The sequence below is a fragment of the Streptomyces sp. NPDC037203 genome, from assembly GCF_055605065.1.
In genome coordinates this window covers 855,703-873,942 of sequence record NZ_JBVJUC010000002.1, presented here as the reverse complement: position 1 = coordinate 873,942, position 18,240 = coordinate 855,703, and the positions used below count along the sequence as shown (strand labels likewise).

Sequence of the window (18,240 nt, the reverse complement as noted above, 5' to 3'; positions counted from 1 at the left end):
CCAGTGAGTTCCGAGGACCGAGGCCCCGCGGACCAGCCCACCCGTCCGGCTCACTCGGCGTCCTCCCTGATGCGTTCGGCACCCCGCAGCCTGGCGGGGGCGGCCCTGCGGTTCTCGGCGACCTCCTCCTCGGTGGGAAGTTCGGCACCGCGGGTGAGCAGCTTGAGTCGCGGCTGGAAGCGCTCGGGCACCACCGGCAGTCCGGGCGGCGCGGTGTTCGCCGCCCCCGCCGCGAACACCTGTTTGACGAGCCGGTCCTCCAGCGAGTGGTACGACAGCACGGCGACCCGCCCGCCGACCGCGAGGGCCCGCACGGCGGCCGGGATCGCCCGCTCCAGGACCGACAGCTCGCCGTTGACCTCGATGCGCAGCGCCTGGAAGGTGCGCTTGGCCGGGTTGCCACCGGTGCGCTTGGCCGCCTGCGGCAGGGCGTCGCGGATCAGTTCGACCAGGCGGGCGCTGTTGCCGAACGGCTCCTTCTCGCGCTCGCGCACGATCGCCCCGACGATCCGCTTGGCCTGCTTCTCCTCGCCGTAGGCACGCAGGATCCGCACCAGCTCGCCCGGCGGATAGGTGTTGAGGACCTCGGCGGCGCTCATGCCGGTCGTCTGGTCCATGCGCATGTCGAGCGGCGCGTCCTGGGCGTAGGCGAAGCCGCGGTCGGCCTCGTCCAGCTGCATGGAGGAGACGCCGAGGTCGAACAGGACGCCCTGGACGCGCGGGACGCCCAGCCGGTCGAGGACGTCGGGCAGCTCGTCGTAGACGGCGTGCACCAGGGTGGCCCGCTCGCCGAAGGGCGCGAGGCGCTCCCCGGACAGGCGCAGCGCCTCCTTGTCCCGGTCGAGGCCGATCAGCCGGGCCTCGGGGAACCGGGTCAGCAGCGCCTCGCTGTGCCCGCCGAGACCGAGGGTGCAGTCGACGACCACCGCTCCAGGGCGCTCCAGGGCGGGTGCCAGCAGGTCCAGGCACCGCTGGAGCATCACCGGGACGTGTCGACTCTGGCTCAAGGGGGCCTCTCATTCCGGCGAGGCGCCGTGCGCACCGCGGGCCCCCGCCAGCTCGTGAACAGGGGGACGGCCGGCGCCGGAAGCGTCAGCCGACCGGGAGCGGGAGGAGGCCGAGCCGTACGTACGCGCCGCGCACGCGGGGAGACGGGTCCGGGCGGGTGCCGGGTCTCCGTGGTTTCACCAGCAGGGAGAGCCACGCCTCCCGCTTCGCGTCACTTTAGTCCACGGTGTCTCACGGTCAATCAACCGGCCTGCGCGTCGCGCACCGCCTCCGCACGGACGCCGCCTTTCGAACATATTCACCCTCCCGGCCCTGGTTTGCCGTCCGTATGGGGTAGCTCACAACAAGCCACGATGATGTTCTTTGTCCGCTCTCACAGCGGGCCATGTCCGCGGGTGACCAGTAACGTCATGAGTATGTCGACTTCCGCAGCAATTCCCACTGGATCCGACGGCGCCATAACCGGTGGCGGCACCGTTACCGACCGCCTGGTGGAGGCCAACCAGCGGTACGCCGCCGAATTCACCGATCCCGGCATGGACGCCCGTCCCGTGCTCAAGGTCGCCGTCGTGGCGTGCATGGACGCCCGTCTCGACCTGCACGCCGCCCTCGGCCTGAAGCTGGGCGACTGTCACACCATCCGCAACGCGGGCGGGGTGGTCACCGACGACGTGATCCGCTCCCTGACCATCAGCCAGCGGGCGCTGGGCACCCGCAGCGTCGTCCTCATCCACCACACCGGCTGTGGCATGGAGACGATCACCGAGGAGTTCCGGCACGACCTGGAGATGGAGGTCGGCCAGCGCCCGTCGTGGGCGGTGGAGGCTTTCCGGGACGTCGACCAGGACGTACGGCAGTCGATGCAGCGGGTGCGTACCTCGCCGTTCCTGCTGAGCACCGAGGACGTGCGCGGTTTCGTCTTCGACGTGCGCACGGGCGCGCTGCGCGAGGTCGACCCGGCCTGACCGCCGCCCGGCCCGCTCCGGGGCACCTCCCGTTCCGGCTGCCGCCCCCGAGGCGTTCCCCGCCGAGACGTATCGAAAGCCTGATCGAAAAGCTCGTACGACCGACATCGTTCGGGCAGTTGTCCACAGGCGGTGACACGAATCGGTAACGACAGCGAGAATGCGGTGTGCGACATCGCGCGGAACCATTTCCGCGTGGTGTCCGTGTTTCGGGGTGGGCCGGCCGCGATCAAGCGCGCCGGCCCGGCGGAGAACGGGCCGAGGAGGGCCGGGTGACGACCTATGACGGTCGAGGGAGCCTCAGCGAGCTGAGCGCCACGGTGGAGCGGGTGCGCGGTTCGGTGGAGGACGTGATCGAGGGCAAGCCCGAGGTCGTACGGCTCGCGCTGACCGTGCTGCTCGCCGAGGGCCATCTGCTGATCGAGGACGTCCCCGGCGTGGGCAAGACGATGCTCGCCAAGGCGCTGGCGCGGTCCATCGACTGCTCGGTGCGGCGCATCCAGTTCACGCCCGACCTGCTGCCCTCGGACATCACCGGCGTCTCCATCTGGGACCAGCAGCGCCGCGACTTCGAGTTCAAGCCGGGCGCGGTCTTCGCGCAGATCGTGATCGGCGACGAGATCAACCGCGCCTCGCCCAAGACCCAGTCGGCGCTGCTGGAGTCCATGGAGGAGCGCCAGGTCACCATCGACGGGCAGACCTATGAACTGCCCGCCCCGTTCATGGTGGTGGCCACCCAGAACCCGGTCGAGATGGAGGGCACCTACCCGCTGCCCGAGGCCCAGCGCGACCGTTTCATGGCCCGCGTCTCCGTCGGCTACCCGAGCGCGGAGGCCGAGCTGCGGATGCTGGACGTACACGGCGGGGCCAACCCGCTGGACGACCTCCAGCCGGTGGCGCACGCGGACGAGATCGTGAAGCTGATCGACGCGGTGCGCGGGGTGCACGTCGCCGAACCGGTGCGGCGGTACGCCGTGCAGCTGGTCGCCGCCACCCGTGTCCACCCCGACCTCAGACTCGGTGCCTCGCCGCGCGCCACCCTGCATCTGCTGCGCGCGGCGAAGGCGTCCGCCGCCCTCGCCGGCCGGGAGTACGCGCTCCCGGACGACGTGCAGGAACTCGCCGTGGCCGTCCTCGCGCACCGGCTGCTGCCCACCGCGCGGGCGCAGCTCGACCGCCGCGGCGCCGAGCAGGTGGTGCAGGAGATCCTCCGGCACACCCCGGTGCCCGCGGCTCCGGGCCCGCGCGGCGGACTCGACGGCATCGGCCGGGGCGTACCGGCCTATCCCCAGCAGCCCCCGCGGGGCCTGTGATGAGCGCCGCGGGGCGGGAGCGGACGGCGGACGAACGCAGGGAGGCGGGCGGGTTCCGCACCGCGCTGGCCGGTCTGACCACCCGCGGCCGCTCCTTCCTGGCGGCCGGGATCGCCGCCGCGATCTGCGCCTACGCCCTGGGCCAGAGCGAACTGCTGCGGGTCGGCCTGCTGCTGGCCGTGCTCCCGCTGACCTGCGCGACCGTGCTCTACCGCACCCGCCACCGGGTGACCGGCACCCGGACACTCGACCCCGCGCGCGTCCCGGCCGGCGGCGAGGCCCGCGTCCGGCTGCGGATGGACAACGTCTCCCGGCTGCCCACCGGACTGCTGATGCTCCAGGACCGGGTGCCGTACGTGCTCGGGCCCCGGCCCCGGTTCGTGCTGGACCGGGTGGAGCCGGGCGGCCGGCGCGAGGTGTCCTACCGGGTCCGCTCGGACCTGCGCGGCCGCTATCCGCTCGGCCCGCTCCAGCTCCGGCTCACCGACCCCTTCGGGATGTGCGAACTGACCCGCTCCTTCGCGGAGTCCGACACCCTCACCGTCGTCCCCCGCGTGGTCCCGCTGCCCCCGGCCCGGTTCGCCGGCGAGGCCAGGGGCTACGGCGAGGGGCACCGGCGCGCGCCCGCCCTGGCCGGCGAGGACGACATGATCCCGCGCGGCTACCGGTACGGCGACGATCTGCGCCGCGTGCACTGGCGGTCCACCGCGCGCTACGGCGAGCTGATGGTGCGCCGCGAGGAACAGCCCCGGCGCGCCCGCTGCACCGTCCTGCTGGACACCCGCGGCGGCGCCTACGAGGGGGCGGGCCCCGACTCGGCCTTCGAGTGGGCCGTCTCCGGCGCCGCCTCCGCCCTGGTGCACCTGCTCGAACGGGGCTTCTCGGTACGGCTGCTGACGGACACCGGCAGCGCCGTGCCCGGCGAGAGCGCCGAGGGCTTCGCGGGCGGCGGCCAGGACGCCGCGGACGCGGCCGGGCTGATCCTGGACACCCTCGCGGTGATCGGCCACTCCGGCGGCGAGGACTTCTCACGGGCCCACGACGCGCTGCGCGGCGGCGAGGGCCTGCTGATCGCCTTCCTCGGCGACCTGGACGAGGAACAGGCCACCGCGGTCGCCGGGCTGGGCCGGCGCGGCGGCGCCGTCGCCTTCGTACTGGACCCGACCGCCTGGACCCGTGACCCCGCCGAGCCCCCGCCCCCCGGCGACCCGCACACGGAACGGCTGCGGCTGCTGCGCGACGCGGGCTGGACGGCGTGCGCGGTGCCGCGCGCCGCCGCCCTCGACGAGCTGTGGCAGCAGGCGGACCGCGAGCGCTCGGGACTGGCCGCGGTGGCGCGTGAGGCGCGCGCATGAGCGGGCGGGCGCGGCTGACGCTGTGCGCGGCGGCGGCCACCCTGATGGCCTCCTGCGCGCTGCTGCCGCTGGTGAACGGACCGTCCTGGCTGCTGGAGCTGGTCCCGCTGGTGGCCGTGCAGAGCGGGGTGGGCGCGGCGGCACGGCGGGTACCGCTCGGACGGCCGCTGACCGTGGTGGCGCAGGCGGTGGCCACGCTGCTGCTGCTCACCCTCGTCTTCGCCCGCGGCCACGCGATCGCCGGAATGATCCCCGGCCCGGACACCTTCGCCTACCTCGCCGACCTCCTGCGGCAGGGCGCGCAGGACGTGAGCCAGTACGCGATACCGGCGCCGCTCACCGACGGCATCCGGCTGATGCTGATCGGGGGCGCGCTGCTGATCGGCCTGCTGGTGGACACCCTCGCGGTGACCTTCCGCAGCGCGGCGCCGGCCGGGCTGCCGCTGCTCGCGCTGTACTCGGTGGCCGCCGGGCTTTCCCGCGGCGGAGCGGACTGGCTGTGGTTCCTGGTGGCGGCGGGCGGCTATCTGATGCTGCTGCTCGCCGAGGGCCGGGACCGGCTCGCCCAGTGGGGCCGCGTCTTCGGTGCCACGCCCCGCGACCCGGACGGCGGCGCCCTCGCTCCGGTGCGCACCGGTCGGCGGATCGGCGCGGTCGCCCTCGGGGCGGCCGTGCTGGTGCCGCTCGCGCTGCCCGCGATGCAGGGCGGCCTGCTGGCCGGGGAGGGCGCCGGAATGGGCACGGGCCCCGGCGGCACCATCTCGGCGGTCAACCCGCTGGTCTCGCTGCGCGACAGCCTGAACACCACCGACGACCGCACGGCGCTGTCCGTGCGCACCAGCTCCGCCGACCTCTCGGACCTGTATCTGCGCATCGTCTCCCTGGACGACTTCGACGGCACCACGTGGAAGCCGGCCCAGCGGCACATCGTGGGCGTGCCGGACACGTTCCCGGCGCCGGCCGGGCTGAGCCCGGACGTCCGGCGGGACACCCTGCGGACCACGGTCCAGGCGGCGGACTGGTACGCCCAGGACTGGCTGCCGATGCCCTACCCCCCGAGCAAGGTGCAGATCGGCGGCAGCTGGCGCTACGAACCGGTCGGCATGACGCTGGTGGGCGACCACGGCCAGACCACGCGCGGCAAGACGTACGACGTGACCAGCCTGGACGTGCGGCCGACCGCGGCGCAGCTGGCGTCGGCGCCCGAGCCGCCGGCCGCGCTGCGGCGGGCGTACACCACGGTGCCGGACTCGCTGCCGAAGGTGGTGGCGCGGACCGCCCGCGAGGTCACGGCCGGCGCGAGGAACCACTACGAGGAGGCCGTCCGGCTCCAGGACTGGTTCTCCACCGACGGCGGCTTCCAGTACGACACGCAGGTGGCGGTCGGCAGCGGCCCCGACGCGATCGCGAACTTCCTGGAGAAGAAGCAGGGGTTCTGCGTCCACTTCTCCTTCGCGATGGCGGCGATGGCCCGCACCCTCGGCATCCCGGCGCGGGTCGCGGTGGGCTTCGCGCCCGGCACCCCGCAGGCGGACGGTTCGGTGGCGGTGACCCTGAAGGACGCGCACGCCTGGCCCGAGCTGTACTTCCAGGGTGTGGGCTGGACGCGGTTCGAGCCGACGCCGACGCGGGGCGTGGTGCCGTCGTACGCCCAGTCGGTCACGCCCGGCACCTCGCAGCCGGACCAGTCGCTGCCGTCCAGGAACGGCTCCGCGCAGCCCTCGGCGGCCCCGTCGGCCGGTTCGGACTGCGCGCACGATCCGGGGATGTGCGACGCGCCGTCGCCGGCGGCGGCCCCGTCCGGGGGCGGCGTCGGTCCGGGCCCGTGGTCGTTCGCGCTGATCGCTCTGGCCGTGCTGGTGCTGCTCGCCGTTCCGTTCGCGCCGTTGCTGTGGCGGGCCCGGCTGCGGTCGGTTCGGCTCGGTGGCCACGCCCGCACCGGCGAGGGGGCGGCGGCGCGGACGCCGGCCGCGTGGCAGGAGCTGACCGACAGCGCCTGGGACCTGGGCATCGTGCCGGACGAGTCGCTGACGCCGCGGAGCGCGGCCGACCGGATCATCCGCCTGGGCCGTCTCGACGGAGCAGCGGGCGACGCGGTGCACCGTGTCGCCACCGCTCTGGAACAGGTCCTGTACGCCCCCCGGCCCCGCCCCGCTCCGGGGGTGGCCGACGACGTACGCCGGGCCGCGGCCGCCCTCTACGGCACGGCCTCCCGCGGGACGCGCCTGCGGGCCCGTTTCCTGCCGCGCTCGACGGTCCGGGTGCTGTGGGCGGTCGCCGCCCGCTGGTCGGCGCTGCGCGCACGGGCGACGGCGGCCCGACCGCTGGTTCGCCGCCCGCGTTCCTCGGAGCGTTAGCCGCCGCGGGGGCGCCGCCGCGGTGGGGGCTCCGTGGACCGTGGGGCGGCGGCACGGGCGCGGCAACGCCTGAGGGGTGACCACCGGTACGGGTGGTCACCCCTCAGGAAAGCTCAGGTACGCCCGGCCGGACCGGCGGAGCGCTACCGCCCCTGTTCGTCCCGCCGTCTCTGCCACCGCTCCTCGATGCGATCCATCATGGACCGCTTGGGCCGCAGCGGGCGCCGCACGGCACCCGCGGGTTGTTCCCCCGGCTTGGGCGCCTTGCGCCAGCCCGTGACCGCGAGCACCGCGCAGCCGAGCATGACGAGGAAACCGACGACGCTGACCCAGATCAGCTGGGCGACCATTCCGGCCATGAGGAGCGCGATACCGACGAGGAAGCCCGCGACCGCCTGGTAGACCCGCCGCCGGGTGTACGTACGCAGCCCGCTTCCCTCAAGCGCTGACGCGAACTTGGGATCTTCGGCGTACAGCGCTCGCTCCATTTGCTCGAGCATGCGCTGCTCGTGCTCCGAGAGCGGCACGGAGTCCTCCTCATCGTGCGGTCGCCGGGGGCGACCCGGGGGGTCCCTTCAGGATAGGCAGGGAATCGCCCCCGTGAAACCCGCCCCTCTGCGCCAACTGACCAACCGGGGTCCCGCCATGGCCGTCCCGACTCGCCGATGCTTCCATTCCCCGGCGGCCGACCCGTCATGCCGGGTGGTGTACCTCGATCATACGGCGCAAACCCCTCGATCGGGGGGCTTGTGCTGTACTCCATCCGCCGTCGATGCCCTGATCAGCGGCGGGTCGGCCCGTGACTCAGACCTCCGCGGCACCCGGCGTCTCGCCGAGCACGTGCAGCTGGGTGGCCACGGAGTGGAACGCGGGCAGCTCGGCCGCCGCCGCCTCCAGCCGCAGCAGCGCGTCCAGCGCGGCGGGCTCGGTGTCCACGAGGACGCCGGGCACCAGGTCGGCGAAGACCCGCACGCCGTGCACCGCGCCGACCCGCAGGCCCGCGTCCTCGACCAGCGCGGTCAGCTGGTCGGCGGTGAAGCGGCGCGGCATCGGGTCGCCGGGGCCCCAGCGGCCGTCGGGGTCCTGGAGGGCCTGCCGGGCGTCGGTGAAGTGGCCGGCGAGGGCGCGGGCGAGCACGGCGCCGCCGAGGCCCGCGGCCAGCAGGCTGAGCACGCCCTCGGGGCGCAGGGCCGCGACCGCGTTGCGCACGCCCTCGGCCGGGTCGTCCACGTACTCCAGGACGCCGTGGCACAGCACCGCGTCGTAACCGCCGCGCTCGACCACGTCGAACAGGCCGTGGGCGTCGCCCTGGACGCCCTTGACCCGGTCGGCGACGCCGGCCTCGGCGGCGCGGCGCTCCAGTGCGAACAGCGCGTTCGGGCTGGGGTCGACCACGGTGACCCGGTGGCCGGCCCGCGCGAGCGGCACCGCGAAGTTGCCGCTGCCGCCGCCGGTGTCGAGGACGTCCAGCGCGTCCCGTCCCGTCGCCTTGATCCGCCGGTCGAGGGCGTCCTGGAGGACCTCCGAGACCACGGCGGTGCGCAGCGAGGCGCGGGTGCCGGAGCGGTCGGAGCGCAGCGAGGCCGTATGCGGGTGGTGAGGGGAGACGGGCGGGCGCATCGGGTCCGACACGGCAGTGGGCTCCTCGGCAGGGCTGGACGTCTTTCAGGCTTCTCCACCCTATTGCCTCCGGCGCTCCGCCTGGTCATCGCGGGCGCCGCCGCCGTGTCCGTCTCGCTCGGCGGACGCCGGGCGCACCACCTGTGGTCAGCCCGCATCCGGTAGGTCACCGCGGCCTCCCGGACGGCCCGCCTCCCCGGTGTCCGGGCGGGGCCGGGGCAGGACCGGCTGGAGGGCGAGCATCCGCTCGACGAGGCGCAGGAACATCGCCGCGTCACGTATCAGGTCGTCGGCGTCCCGACGGCTCGCGGCGCCCCGGATGCCGGCCTCGGCGCGGGCCCGGCGGGCGGCGCCGGAGGCGAACAGGGCGCTCCATTCGGTCAGTTCGGGGGCGATCTCGGGCAGCACCTCCCAGGCGCTGCGGATCCGGGCGCGGCGGCGCGCGGTGGTCTCGGGGCGGCCGCGGGCGGCGAGCACGGCGGCGGCGGTGCGCAGGGCGGCGAGGTGGGCCGTGGCATAGCGCTCGTTCGGCACTTCGAGGGCGGCGGCCTCTTCCAGGCCGGCGCGCGCCTGGGCGAGCAGGTCGAGGGCGGCGGGCGGGGCGGCGGCCTGCCGGAGCACGGGGTGCACATCGCTCGCCGGGCCGGTCGCGGAGGGGACGGCGCGGTGCAGTGAGGGGGCAGGGCCGAGGGGGCGGCGCCGGGATGCGGCGGCCGCGGACGAGTGGGCCATGACGAACCTCCTGTCGTCTGGGTCACGGCACGGGTGCCGTATGTGCCCCATCGTGAGGTATGCCACTGACAATCCGATCCGACCTGGGCTTTTGCTCCGGGCGATGACGGGGCATATTTTGTACTGACCAGTCAGTTCAAAACACCGAACCGCAGGGGGGCTTGTGGACGGCGCGCACGTCACGGCCGAGCACCTCGGGCTCAGGGGACCGCGGGGGTGGGCCTTTCGCGGCATCACCCTCGACGCGGAACCCGGCTCGCTGACCGCGATCGAGGGACCGTCCGGCTCCGGCCGTACGTGTCTGCTGCTCGCGCTCACCGGACGGATGAAGTCCACCGAGGGAGTAGCCACCGTCGGCGGATCCACACTTCCGGGACACCTGGCCGCCGTGCGCCGCGTCAGCGCGCTCGCCAACGTGGCCGGGGTGACGGATCTGGAACCCGCCCTGACCGTCGGCGAGCATCTGCGCGAACGCGCCCTGCTCCAGCGCAGGTTCGGCGACTCCCTGCGCGAGCTGCTGCACCCGCGGGGCCGGCGCTCGCACGAGGCGCGGCTGCGTGTCGACGCGGCGCTCGCCGCGGCCGGACTCGACCTGGAGTCGCTGCCCAAGGGCCCCAGGACGGCCGTACGCGACCTGGAGCGGGTGCAGGAGCTGCGCCTGTCCATCGCCCTGGCCCTCGTCGGCCGGCCCCGGCTGCTGGGCGTGGACGACCTCGACACCAAGCTGTCGGAGGCCGAACGCGCCGACGTGTGGGGCCTCCTGCGCTCCCTGGCGCGCGCGGGCACGACGGTCCTCGCGGTGTGCCGTACCGCCCCCGAGGGCTGCGCCGCCGTGTCCACGGGAGGCGCGGAGGACGCCGCGGACCGGGGCCCCGCGGACCGCACCGAGGAGGACGCCGATGCGCTCGCCTAGGCTGGCCGCCCTCGAACTGCGGCGCTTCGGGCGCGGCAGGCTGCCGCGCGCCGCCCTCGTCGCCCTGCTCGTGCTGCCGCTGCTCTACGGCGGCCTGTACCTGTGGTCCTTCTGGGACCCGTACGGCCGCCTGGACCGCATCCCGGTGGCGCTGGTGAACGACGACAAGGGCGCCACCGCGGGCGGCAAGAAGATCAGCGCGGGCGACGACCTGGTGTCCGGGCTGCGCGACAGCAAGACCTTCGACTGGCACGAGGTGAGCGACGCCGAGGCCCGCGAGGGCGTGGAGAACGGCACGTACTACCTGTCGCTCACCATGCCGCGCGACTTCAGCGCACGCATCGCCTCCAGCTCCGGGGCCGACCCGGAGACCGGCGCCCTCCAGGTGCGCAGCAACGACGCGAACAACTACATCGTCGGGCAGATATCCCGCACGGTCTTCAACGAGGTCCGCTCGGCGGCCTCCAGCAAGGCGTCGCGGTCCTTCCTGGACAAGATCTTCATCTCGTTCTCCGACATCCACGACAAGACGGTCACCGCCGCCAAGGGCGCCGACAAGCTGAACACCGGCCTGGGGAAGGCCGCGAAGGGCTCCAAGGACCTCGCCGACGGGCTGGTGGACGCCAAGAGCGGCAGCGGAAAGCTCGCCAAGGGCATCAAGAAGCTGGACACGGGCTCCGGCGACCTCCAGCAGGGCTCCCAGCAGGTCGCCGACGGCACCAAGGCGCTCGCCGACAAGGTCGACGGCGTCTACGCCCAGGCGGGCCCCTTCCTCAAGGCCAACCAGAAGACCATCGGGGACACCGCGGGCCTGGTCGCCGACTCCGCCAGGACGGTCCAGGACAACCTCGGCACCCTGGTGAAACGCGCGCCCCTGGCGGCGAAGGCCGCGCATCTGTCCGCCACCGTCCTCGCGGACTTCTACAAGGAGCGCTGCGAGACCGCCACCGTCCCCGATCCGGCCTGCCCGCAGCTCAAGAAGGCGAAGCAGGCCGCCGAGGACGTGGCCGGCGTCGCCGACGACCTCGACACGCTGATCGCCGACCAGAACGGCGATCTGACGACCATGCGGGACAACCTGGGCACCCTGCGGAAGCAGGCGACCGCCCTCCAGAAGGCCGCACCCCACCTCTCCGAGGACGTCCACGACGCCGTCGAGAAGATCGACAAGCTGAACGACGGCGCGCAGCAGGTCGCCCAGGGGGCCAAGAAGCTGCACACCGGCCTCGCCACCGCCGACACCGGCGCGACCACCCTGGACGCGGGCATCGGCACCGCGGAGACCGGCGCCCAGACCCTCGACGGCGGCCTGTACAAGCTGACCGACGGCTCCGGCAAGCTGGCCGGCGGGCTGCACGACGGCGCCGGGAAGATCCCCGACTACGACAAGCACGACCGCGACCGGCGCACCGGCGTCATGGCCGACCCGGTCCAGCTCGCCTCCCACGACCTGCACAAGGCGCCCAACTACGGCACCGGCTTCGCCCCGTACTTCATCCCGCTGTCCCTGTGGGTGGGCGCGATGGTGGCCTACATGCTGATCGCGCCGCTCAACCGGCGTGCCCTGGCGGCCGGTTCCCCGGCGTGGCGGATCGCGCTCGCGGGCTGGCTGCCGGTGGTCGCGGTGGGCGTGCTCCAGGTGGGCGCGCTGATGGCCGTACTGCACTGGGGGATCGGGCTCCGGATGCTGCGGGCCACCGGCACCATCGGCTTCCTGCTCCTGGTCGCCGCGTGCTTCGCGGCCATCGTGCAGTGGCTCAACGCCCGCTTCGGCCCGGCCGGCCGGATCCTGGTCCTCGCCCTGCTGATGCTCCAGCTGACCTCGGCGGGCGGCACCTATCCGGTGCAGACCAGCCCCGGCTTCTTCAACCTCATCCACCCGTACCTGCCGATGAGTTACGTCGTGACGGCGCTGCGCCGGCTGATCACGGGCGGCGGGCTCGGCCCGGTGTGGCAGGCGTGCGCGGTGCTGACCGCGTTCACGGTGGGCGCCCTCGCACTGACCGCGCTCGCGGCCCGCAAGCGGCAGGTGTGGACGCTGGACCGGCTGCACCCGGAGCTGAGCCTGTGAGCCCCGCACCGGCCCGGCAGGCCCCGGCACCTGTGAGAATCGGTGCCATGGAAAGCAGCAGCGCCAGGTCCGGCGGCAGCACGCGCCGGGAGGCGACCCGGCAGAAGCTCTACGAGGCGGCCGTCACCCTCATCGCCGAGCAGGGCTTCTCCGCGACCACCGTGGACGAGATCGCCGAGCGGGCGGGAGTGGCCAAGGGCACCGTCTACTACAACTTCGCGAGCAAGTCGGTCCTCTTCGAGGAGCTGCTGCGGCACGGGGTCAGCCTGCTCACCGCGTCCCTGAAGGAGGCCGCGGAGCAGACCGCGCACGAGGGCGGCAGCAGGGTGGACGCGCTGGACGCGATGGTCCGCGCCGGCCTGGTCTTCATCGACCGCTATCCGGCCTTCACCCAGCTGTACGTGGCCGAGCTGTGGCGCACCAACCGGGCCTGGCAGTCCACGCTGATGGTGGTGCGCCAGGAGGCCGTCGCCGTGGTCGAGGGCGTGCTGCGCGCGGGGGTGGCGGGCGGCGAGTTCAGCGAGGAGATCGACGTCCAGCTCACCGCGGCGGCCCTGGTCGGCATGGTCCTGGTGGCCGCACTGGACTGGAAGTCCTTCCAGCCGCAGCGCTCCCTGGACGATGTGCACGCGGCCCTGTCCCGGCTGCTCCAGGGCCGGGTCAGCGGCAGGGTCTGAGCCACCGGGTCGGCGGCACCCCCGCACGGCATGCGAAAGGCGCCGGTCCGCTCCCGGACCGGCGCCTTCGCGCTCCCCCCGTACCCCCCGTCTCCCCCGTCTCCCCCTGGGTCGTGGCCAGGCTGCGGGCGCCGTTCCGCCGCCCCGTGCCGGCGGTTCCGGGCCGCGCCCCCTTGCCGGGTTCCACTCTCCCGTGCCGGCCCCCGCCGGCACATCCGTGCGCCTACTCATCCGGTGACCTAGGTACGGATACTCAGACCGCGCGTACCCGCCGCGGGACGACCGCCCTGCGCCCTCGCTACGATCGCCTGCGTGTCCGTGCTCCCGCTCGTCTTCACCAGTGGCTGGGCCAGCGGCATCAACGCCTACGCGGTGGTGCTGCTGCTCGGCCTGTTCGGCGTGACCGGGGTGAGCGACGACGTGCCCCGGACCCTCCAGCGGCCCGAGGTGCTGATCATCGCGGGCGTGCTGTTCCTGTGCGAGGCTGCCGCCGACAAGGTCCCCTACGTCGACTCGGTGTGGGACTCCGTGCACACCGTGATCCGGCCCGCCGCGGGCGCCTGGGTGGGCGCGCTGCTCGCCGGGCACAGCGGCTCGTACTCCGAGGTGACGGCCGCGCTGATCGGCGGTGCGACGGCGCTGGCCAGCCACTCGGTCAAGGCCGGCACACGGATGGCGGTCAACGCCTCGCCGGAGCCGTTCAGCAACATCGCGCTGAGCATCGGCGAGGACCTGGGCGTCGGCGCGCTGGTCTCCTTCGCGATCTTCCATCCGCAGGCCGCCGCGGTCGTCGCCGCGGTGCTGCTGGCCGCCGGACTGGCCGCGCTGTTCTTCCTCGTCTCCCGCATCCGGCGCTTCCTGCGCCGCCGCGCCCAGCGCCGGGAGGCGCGCCGGCCGGCCCCGCGGGTGCCCTGAGCTGCCCGGACCCCGCCCGGCGGCCGGATTGTCAGTGGTGGTCGCTAGAGTCGCAGACATGGCACGGATCGCGGTGATGGGCGCCGGTATGGGCGCGATGGCGGCCGCCGCCCGGCTGGCCGTCGCGGGCCACCGGGTGGTGGTGTACGAGCGCACGGACACCTACGGCGGTGCCCTGCGCCGCTTCGAGCGGGACGGATTCGGCTTCGACACCGGTCCGGGGCTGCTGACGCTGCCCGCCGTCTACCGCGACCTGTTCGTCAAGACCGGCAAGGAGCCGCTGGAGGACCGCGTCGAGCTGGTCCAGGTCGACCCGTCCGCACGGCACCTCTTCGCGGACGGCACCGAGGCCGCCCTGCCGAACGCCTCGCGCGCCGGCGTCGTCGCCGCGCTGGACGAAGCGCTGGGCGGTGGCGCGGGCGGCCGCTGGGGCGACTTCCTGGTGCGGGCCCGCGAGGCCTGGGACCGCACCCGCCGGCCGCTGCTGGAGGAGCCGCTGTGGCCCGACTGGCGGGTGCTGACCCAGAAGGAGCCCTATCCGGCGGTCCCGCACAAGCGGCTGCTGCGCACCCGTCGGGCGGCCACCCTGGCCGAGATCGGCGCCTGGGAGCTGCGCGACCCCCGGCTTTCGGCGCTGCTCGCCGGATACGCCCTGGCCTACGGCGTCGACCCGGCCACCGCCCCGGCGAGCGCGGCCGTGCTGCCGTACATGGAGCACGCCTTCGGCACCTGGTATGTGCGCGGCGGGATGAGGGAGTTGGCACGCGCGGTGTACGAGCGGTGCCTGGCGCGGCGGGTGGAGTTCGTCTTCGGCGCCGAGATCACCCGCGTACTGCACAAGGACGGCCGGGCGGCCGGGGTCGAGCTGGCCGACGGGACGCATGCCGGGGCCGACTTCGTGGTCGGGGCGGAGCCCTGGCGGCTGGGCGGTCTGGTCGAGGGCGCGCCGTACGGACCGGGGGCGGTCGCGCCGGAGCCCGAGGACCGGTTTCCGGGGCGGCTGGTGGTCTGCCTCGCCCTGCGCGGCGCCCGCGAGCCCGGCGCCGCGCATCGCACGGTGGTGCACTCGGCCGACACCGAGGGCGAACTCGGCCTGTTCCGGCACGGCACCCCGCCGGAGCTGCCGACGGTCCGCGTCGACCGGCCCGACGACCCGGCGCTGCGCCCCGACGACGGGCACGAATCGATGGTGCTGACGGCGACGGTCCCCGCGGCGACGCGGTACGACTGGGGTGCGCCGGGTGTCGCCGACGCGTTCGCCGAGCGCATGATCACCGCGGCCGAGCGCGCCGTGCCCGGCCTGGGGGAGCGGATCCTGTGGCGCGCGGTACGCACTCCCCTGGACACCGCGCGGGAGACGGGCGCCACCGGGGGCGCGGTCCCGCCGCCGGCCCTGGCCGCGCCGCAGGGCGTGCTGCACCCGGCCAACACCACGGCGATACCGGGCCTGTTCGCCGTCGGCGGCTGGTCCCATCCCGGCGGCGGGCTGCCGCACGCGGGCATGTCGGGCGCGCTGGTGTCCGGGCTGATCGTGGAGGGGCCGGACTTCCGGGGCTCGCAGTGACCCCGTGAGCCGGGCCCGAGAGCCGGGACCCGTGCGCCGGGGTCCGTGAGCCGCTTCGGCCCCGGCCCGCCCGGCTCCCGTCGTCTCAGTAGCGGTACTGCTGCTGCTCGTCGTACCCGGCGCCCGGCTGCTGCTGGCCGTGGCTCTGGTAGGGGTACGGCTGCTCCTGCTGGGGTTCGCCGCCCTGGCCCTCGTCGGTGCGCTGCTGCGGCACCCACACCCCGCCGGCCGGGGTCTCCCCGTAGCCGCCGGTGGCGTAGGGGTCCTGGGTGTAGTCCTGCGGGGCGTAGCCGGGGTCGTAGCCGGTGCCGGCGTAGGACTGGCTGCCGATGTAGGGGTCGGAGTAGTTGGCGTAGCCCTGCTGGGGGGCGGCGTCGTATCCGTACCCCTGTTGCTGTGCGTAGCCGGAGTAGTCGTAGGACGGGTCCTGCTGGGGGGCCGCGTGGGTGGCGGTGTCGCCGTAGACGCCGTAGTTGCCGGTGTCGTCGGGCAGGGGCTGCGGCTCGTAGACGGAGCCGGTGTCGGCGGCCGGGGGGCGCGCGGGGGTGAAGACGTCGTCGCGGTCGTAGTCGTCGTACGCGTCCGGGGCGGAGCCGTCCTGGGCGTAGCCGTCCTGAGCGGCGGCCGGGTCCTCGTCGGCGCCGGTGGGAGCGGGGGCCGGGGCCTGCGCGGTGCGGGTGTTGCGGTCGCCGCGGCCGCGGCGGCGCTTGCTGCCGCCGGACGCCACGGCGCCCGCGTCGGGGCGCCGGACCGCCCAACCCGCCGCGAAGCCGCGGCGGAAGGAGAGCGTCACGAGGGTCTGGCCGACGGCGAAGGCGATCGCGCCCGCCCCGATGACGAGGACGGACGGCATCATGACGCCGACCACCACGCCGAGGAAGCCGGCGAAGGCGAGCAGCCGCCAGCGCAGGCGCGCCTTGTACTGCAGCAGCACCTCGCCGAGCAACCACAGCGCGACGCCGCCGAATGCGATGTAGAGGACCGTCCAGCCCATGTACGCCCCTCTCCCAGTGGCCGTTACGCAGTGTGTCGCAACAGGGTGCGGCAGGTCTAGGCCCGCGGGGGGTGGTGCAGGCCCAGGTTCTCGTAGATCTCCAGGGTCGCCGTGGAGCTGTTGAGCGTGATGAAGTGCAGTCCGGGCACGCCTTCGGACAGCAGTCGCGCGCAGAACTCCGTGGCGAATTCGACCCCGATCGAGCGTACAGCCGCCGGATCGTCCTTCGCCGCGAGGATCCGCTCTTTGAGGGCGTCCGGGAACCGGGCGTTGCTGAGCTTGGGCAGCCGCTCCAGCATCCGCACGCTCGTGACCGGCAGGATCTCCGGGATGACCGGGGTGTCGCAACCCGCCTCCACCACCCGGTCGCGCAGCCGCAGATAGGACTCCGGCTGGAAGAACATCTGGGTGATGGCGTAGTCGGCGCCCGCGCGGCACTTGTCCACGAAGTGGGCGACGTCGGTGTCCCAGTCCGTGGAGCGGGGGTGCATCTCGGGGAAGGCGGCGACGCCCACGCAGAAGTCGCCCGACTCCTTGATGAGGCGCACCAGTTCGGCCGCGTAGGTCAGGCCCTTGGGGTGTGCCACCCACTCGCCCATGGGGTCGCCGGGCGGGTCGCCGCGCACGGCGAGCATGTTCCGGATCCCGGCGTCCGCGTACTGGCCGATGATGTTGCGCAGTTCGGCGATGGAGTGGTCGACGGCGGTGAGGTGGGCGACCGGGGTGAGCGTGGTGTCGGCGACGATCTGCTGCGTCTCCCGGACGGTGCCCGCGCGGGTCGAGCCGCCGGCGCCGTACGTCACCGAGACGAAGTCGGGGGCGACCGCCTCGACCCTGCGCAGCGCGGTCCACAGGCTCCGCTCGCCCTTGGGCGTCTTCGGCGCCGAGAACTCGAAGGAGTACGTGGTCTTGCCGCCGGCGAGCATGTCACGCACGGTGCGCGCGCGATCAGTCCTGGTGGATGCGGTTCCGAGGGCCATACCCGCAGGTTAGCCAGGGGACGCCGGTCCCCCAACCGCACTCCGGGAATTTGCCGGAATTGTCGGTTTGTCGTCCACCCCTTGGGACGGGGCCCCGAGACGTCGCCGCTCAGGCCTTCCGCAGCCGCCGGGCGAACTCGGCTGCCGCGGCGCCCGGATCGTCGGCCTCGGTGAGCGCGCGCACCACGACCACCCGGCGGGCCCCGGCCGCCAGGACCTCGTCCAGATTGCCGAGATCGATGCCGCCGATGGCGAACCAGGGGCGCCCGGTGCCGAGCGCGGCCGTGTACCGGACCAGGTCCAGGCCCGGTGCGGGGCGGCCCGGCTTGGTGGGGGTGGGCCAGCAGGGCCCGGTGCAGAAGTAGTCCACGCCCTCCTGGACGGCGGCCGCGGCGGCCTCGTCCTCGGTGTGGGTGGAGCGGCCGATCAGCACGTCGCCGCCGAGGATCGCGCGGGCCGCGGGGACCGGCAGGTCGCCCTGGCCGAGGTGGAGCACATCGGCGCCGGCGGCGTGGGCGACGTCGGCCCGGTCGTTGACCGCGAGGAGCCGGCCGTGCCGGGCGCAGGCCTCGGCGAAGACCTCCAGGCAGGCCAGCTCCTCGGCGGCCTCCATGCCCTTGTCGCGCAGCTGCACGATGTCGACACCGCCGGCCAGCACCGCGTCCAGGAACTCGGGCAGGTCGCCCTGGCGCCTGCGGGCGTCCGTGCACAGGTAGAGCCGGGCGTCGGCGAGCTCGGCGCGGGCGGTGTCGGGCATGCGTGGTCCCCCGGAGTCG

Annotated in this window: 16 protein-coding genes; 9 read left to right on the top strand and 7 right to left on the bottom strand. The window is 74.1% G+C overall.

Features of this window, described 5'->3' with window-relative positions:
• Positions 1 to 50: 50 nt before the first annotated feature.
• The gene (gene rsmH, locus ACZ7EC_RS08430; RefSeq protein ID WP_471059439.1) at positions 51 to 1,007 is read right to left on the bottom strand and encodes a 16S rRNA (cytosine(1402)-N(4))-methyltransferase RsmH; all 957 of its coding nucleotides are present in this window, start codon (positions 1,005 to 1,007) and stop codon (positions 51 to 53) included.
• A 417-nt stretch (positions 1,008 to 1,424) separates the two neighbouring features.
• On the opposite strand from rsmH, the gene ACZ7EC_RS08425 reads away from it, so the two are divergent.
• The 4 genes from ACZ7EC_RS08425 (at position 1,425) to ACZ7EC_RS08410 (ending at position 6,998) form a co-directional block, all read left to right on the top strand.
• Positions 1,425 to 1,973, top strand: a complete 549-nt coding sequence (locus ACZ7EC_RS08425; RefSeq protein WP_471059437.1) for a beta-class carbonic anhydrase — start codon at positions 1,425 to 1,427, stop codon at positions 1,971 to 1,973.
• A 272-nt stretch (positions 1,974 to 2,245) separates the two neighbouring features.
• Positions 2,246 to 3,286: an AAA family ATPase gene (locus ACZ7EC_RS08420; RefSeq protein WP_471059435.1), complete on the top strand. Its 1,041-nt coding sequence runs from the start codon at positions 2,246 to 2,248 to the stop codon at positions 3,284 to 3,286.
• The gene (locus tag ACZ7EC_RS08415) at positions 3,286 to 4,641 is read left to right on the top strand and encodes a DUF58 domain-containing protein (RefSeq protein ID WP_471059433.1); all 1,356 of its coding nucleotides are present in this window, start codon (positions 3,286 to 3,288) and stop codon (positions 4,639 to 4,641) included. Before ACZ7EC_RS08420 ends, ACZ7EC_RS08415 begins: the two co-directional genes overlap by 1 nt.
• Entirely contained in the window at positions 4,638 to 6,998 is a 2,361-nt protein-coding gene (locus ACZ7EC_RS08410; RefSeq protein ID WP_471059431.1) for a transglutaminase TgpA family protein, read from the top strand. Before ACZ7EC_RS08415 ends, ACZ7EC_RS08410 begins: the two co-directional genes overlap by 4 nt.
• A gap of 143 nt (positions 6,999 to 7,141) precedes the next feature.
• Here the strand turns inward: ACZ7EC_RS08410 and ACZ7EC_RS08405 are convergent, their stop codons facing one another.
• From ACZ7EC_RS08405 to ACZ7EC_RS08395, 3 genes are all read right to left on the bottom strand, one after another.
• Positions 7,142 to 7,525, bottom strand: coding sequence for a DUF3040 domain-containing protein (locus ACZ7EC_RS08405; RefSeq protein WP_397986388.1), 384 nt, complete (start codon positions 7,523 to 7,525; stop codon positions 7,142 to 7,144).
• 277 nt (positions 7,526 to 7,802) lie between these two features.
• Positions 7,803 to 8,630, bottom strand: coding sequence for a class I SAM-dependent methyltransferase (locus ACZ7EC_RS08400; protein WP_471059429.1), 828 nt, complete (start codon positions 8,628 to 8,630; stop codon positions 7,803 to 7,805).
• Positions 8,631 to 8,765: 135 nt separating this feature from the next.
• Positions 8,766 to 9,350 (bottom strand): SAV_6107 family HEPN domain-containing protein, encoded by a 585-nt coding sequence (locus ACZ7EC_RS08395; protein ID WP_471059427.1) that lies wholly within the window; start codon positions 9,348 to 9,350, stop codon positions 8,766 to 8,768.
• A 163-nt stretch (positions 9,351 to 9,513) separates the two neighbouring features.
• Here ACZ7EC_RS08395 and ACZ7EC_RS08390 point away from each other — a divergent pair, with 163 nt between their 5' ends.
• From ACZ7EC_RS08390 to ACZ7EC_RS08370, 5 genes are all read left to right on the top strand, one after another.
• Positions 9,514 to 10,263 carry an ATP-binding cassette domain-containing protein gene (locus ACZ7EC_RS08390; protein WP_471059424.1) on the top strand — a complete coding sequence of 250 codons (750 nt, stop codon included), beginning with the start codon at positions 9,514 to 9,516 and terminating at the stop codon, positions 10,261 to 10,263.
• Positions 10,250 to 12,334: a YhgE/Pip family protein gene (locus ACZ7EC_RS08385; RefSeq protein WP_471059422.1), complete on the top strand. Its 2,085-nt coding sequence runs from the start codon at positions 10,250 to 10,252 to the stop codon at positions 12,332 to 12,334. The genes ACZ7EC_RS08390 and ACZ7EC_RS08385 overlap by 14 nt, the downstream gene beginning before the upstream one ends.
• A 47-nt stretch (positions 12,335 to 12,381) precedes the next feature.
• Positions 12,382 to 13,011, top strand: a complete 630-nt coding sequence (locus ACZ7EC_RS08380; RefSeq protein ID WP_471059420.1) for a TetR/AcrR family transcriptional regulator — start codon at positions 12,382 to 12,384, stop codon at positions 13,009 to 13,011.
• Positions 13,012 to 13,323: 312 nt separating this feature from the next.
• Positions 13,324 to 13,926, top strand: coding sequence for a DUF4126 domain-containing protein (locus ACZ7EC_RS08375; RefSeq protein WP_471059418.1), 603 nt, complete (start codon positions 13,324 to 13,326; stop codon positions 13,924 to 13,926).
• A 58-nt stretch (positions 13,927 to 13,984) separates the two neighbouring features.
• Positions 13,985 to 15,490 carry a phytoene desaturase family protein gene (locus ACZ7EC_RS08370; protein ID WP_471059416.1) on the top strand — a complete coding sequence of 502 codons (1,506 nt, stop codon included), beginning with the start codon at positions 13,985 to 13,987 and terminating at the stop codon, positions 15,488 to 15,490.
• 85 nt (positions 15,491 to 15,575) lie between these two features.
• Here ACZ7EC_RS08370 and ACZ7EC_RS08365 read toward each other — a convergent pair whose 3' ends face one another.
• From ACZ7EC_RS08365 to thiE, 3 genes are all read right to left on the bottom strand, one after another.
• Positions 15,576 to 16,484 carry an SCO2102 family sporulation regulator gene (locus tag ACZ7EC_RS08365; RefSeq protein WP_471059414.1) on the bottom strand — a complete coding sequence of 303 codons (909 nt, stop codon included), beginning with the start codon at positions 16,482 to 16,484 and terminating at the stop codon, positions 15,576 to 15,578.
• A 56-nt stretch (positions 16,485 to 16,540) separates the two neighbouring features.
• The gene (metF, locus tag ACZ7EC_RS08360; protein WP_471059412.1) at positions 16,541 to 17,464 is read right to left on the bottom strand and encodes a methylenetetrahydrofolate reductase [NAD(P)H]; all 924 of its coding nucleotides are present in this window, start codon (positions 17,462 to 17,464) and stop codon (positions 16,541 to 16,543) included.
• 109 nt (positions 17,465 to 17,573) lie between these two features.
• Complete coding sequence (thiE, locus tag ACZ7EC_RS08355; protein WP_471059410.1) at positions 17,574 to 18,221, bottom strand: thiamine phosphate synthase; 648 nt, start codon at positions 18,219 to 18,221, stop codon at positions 17,574 to 17,576.
• Positions 18,222 to 18,240 lie beyond the last annotated feature (19 nt).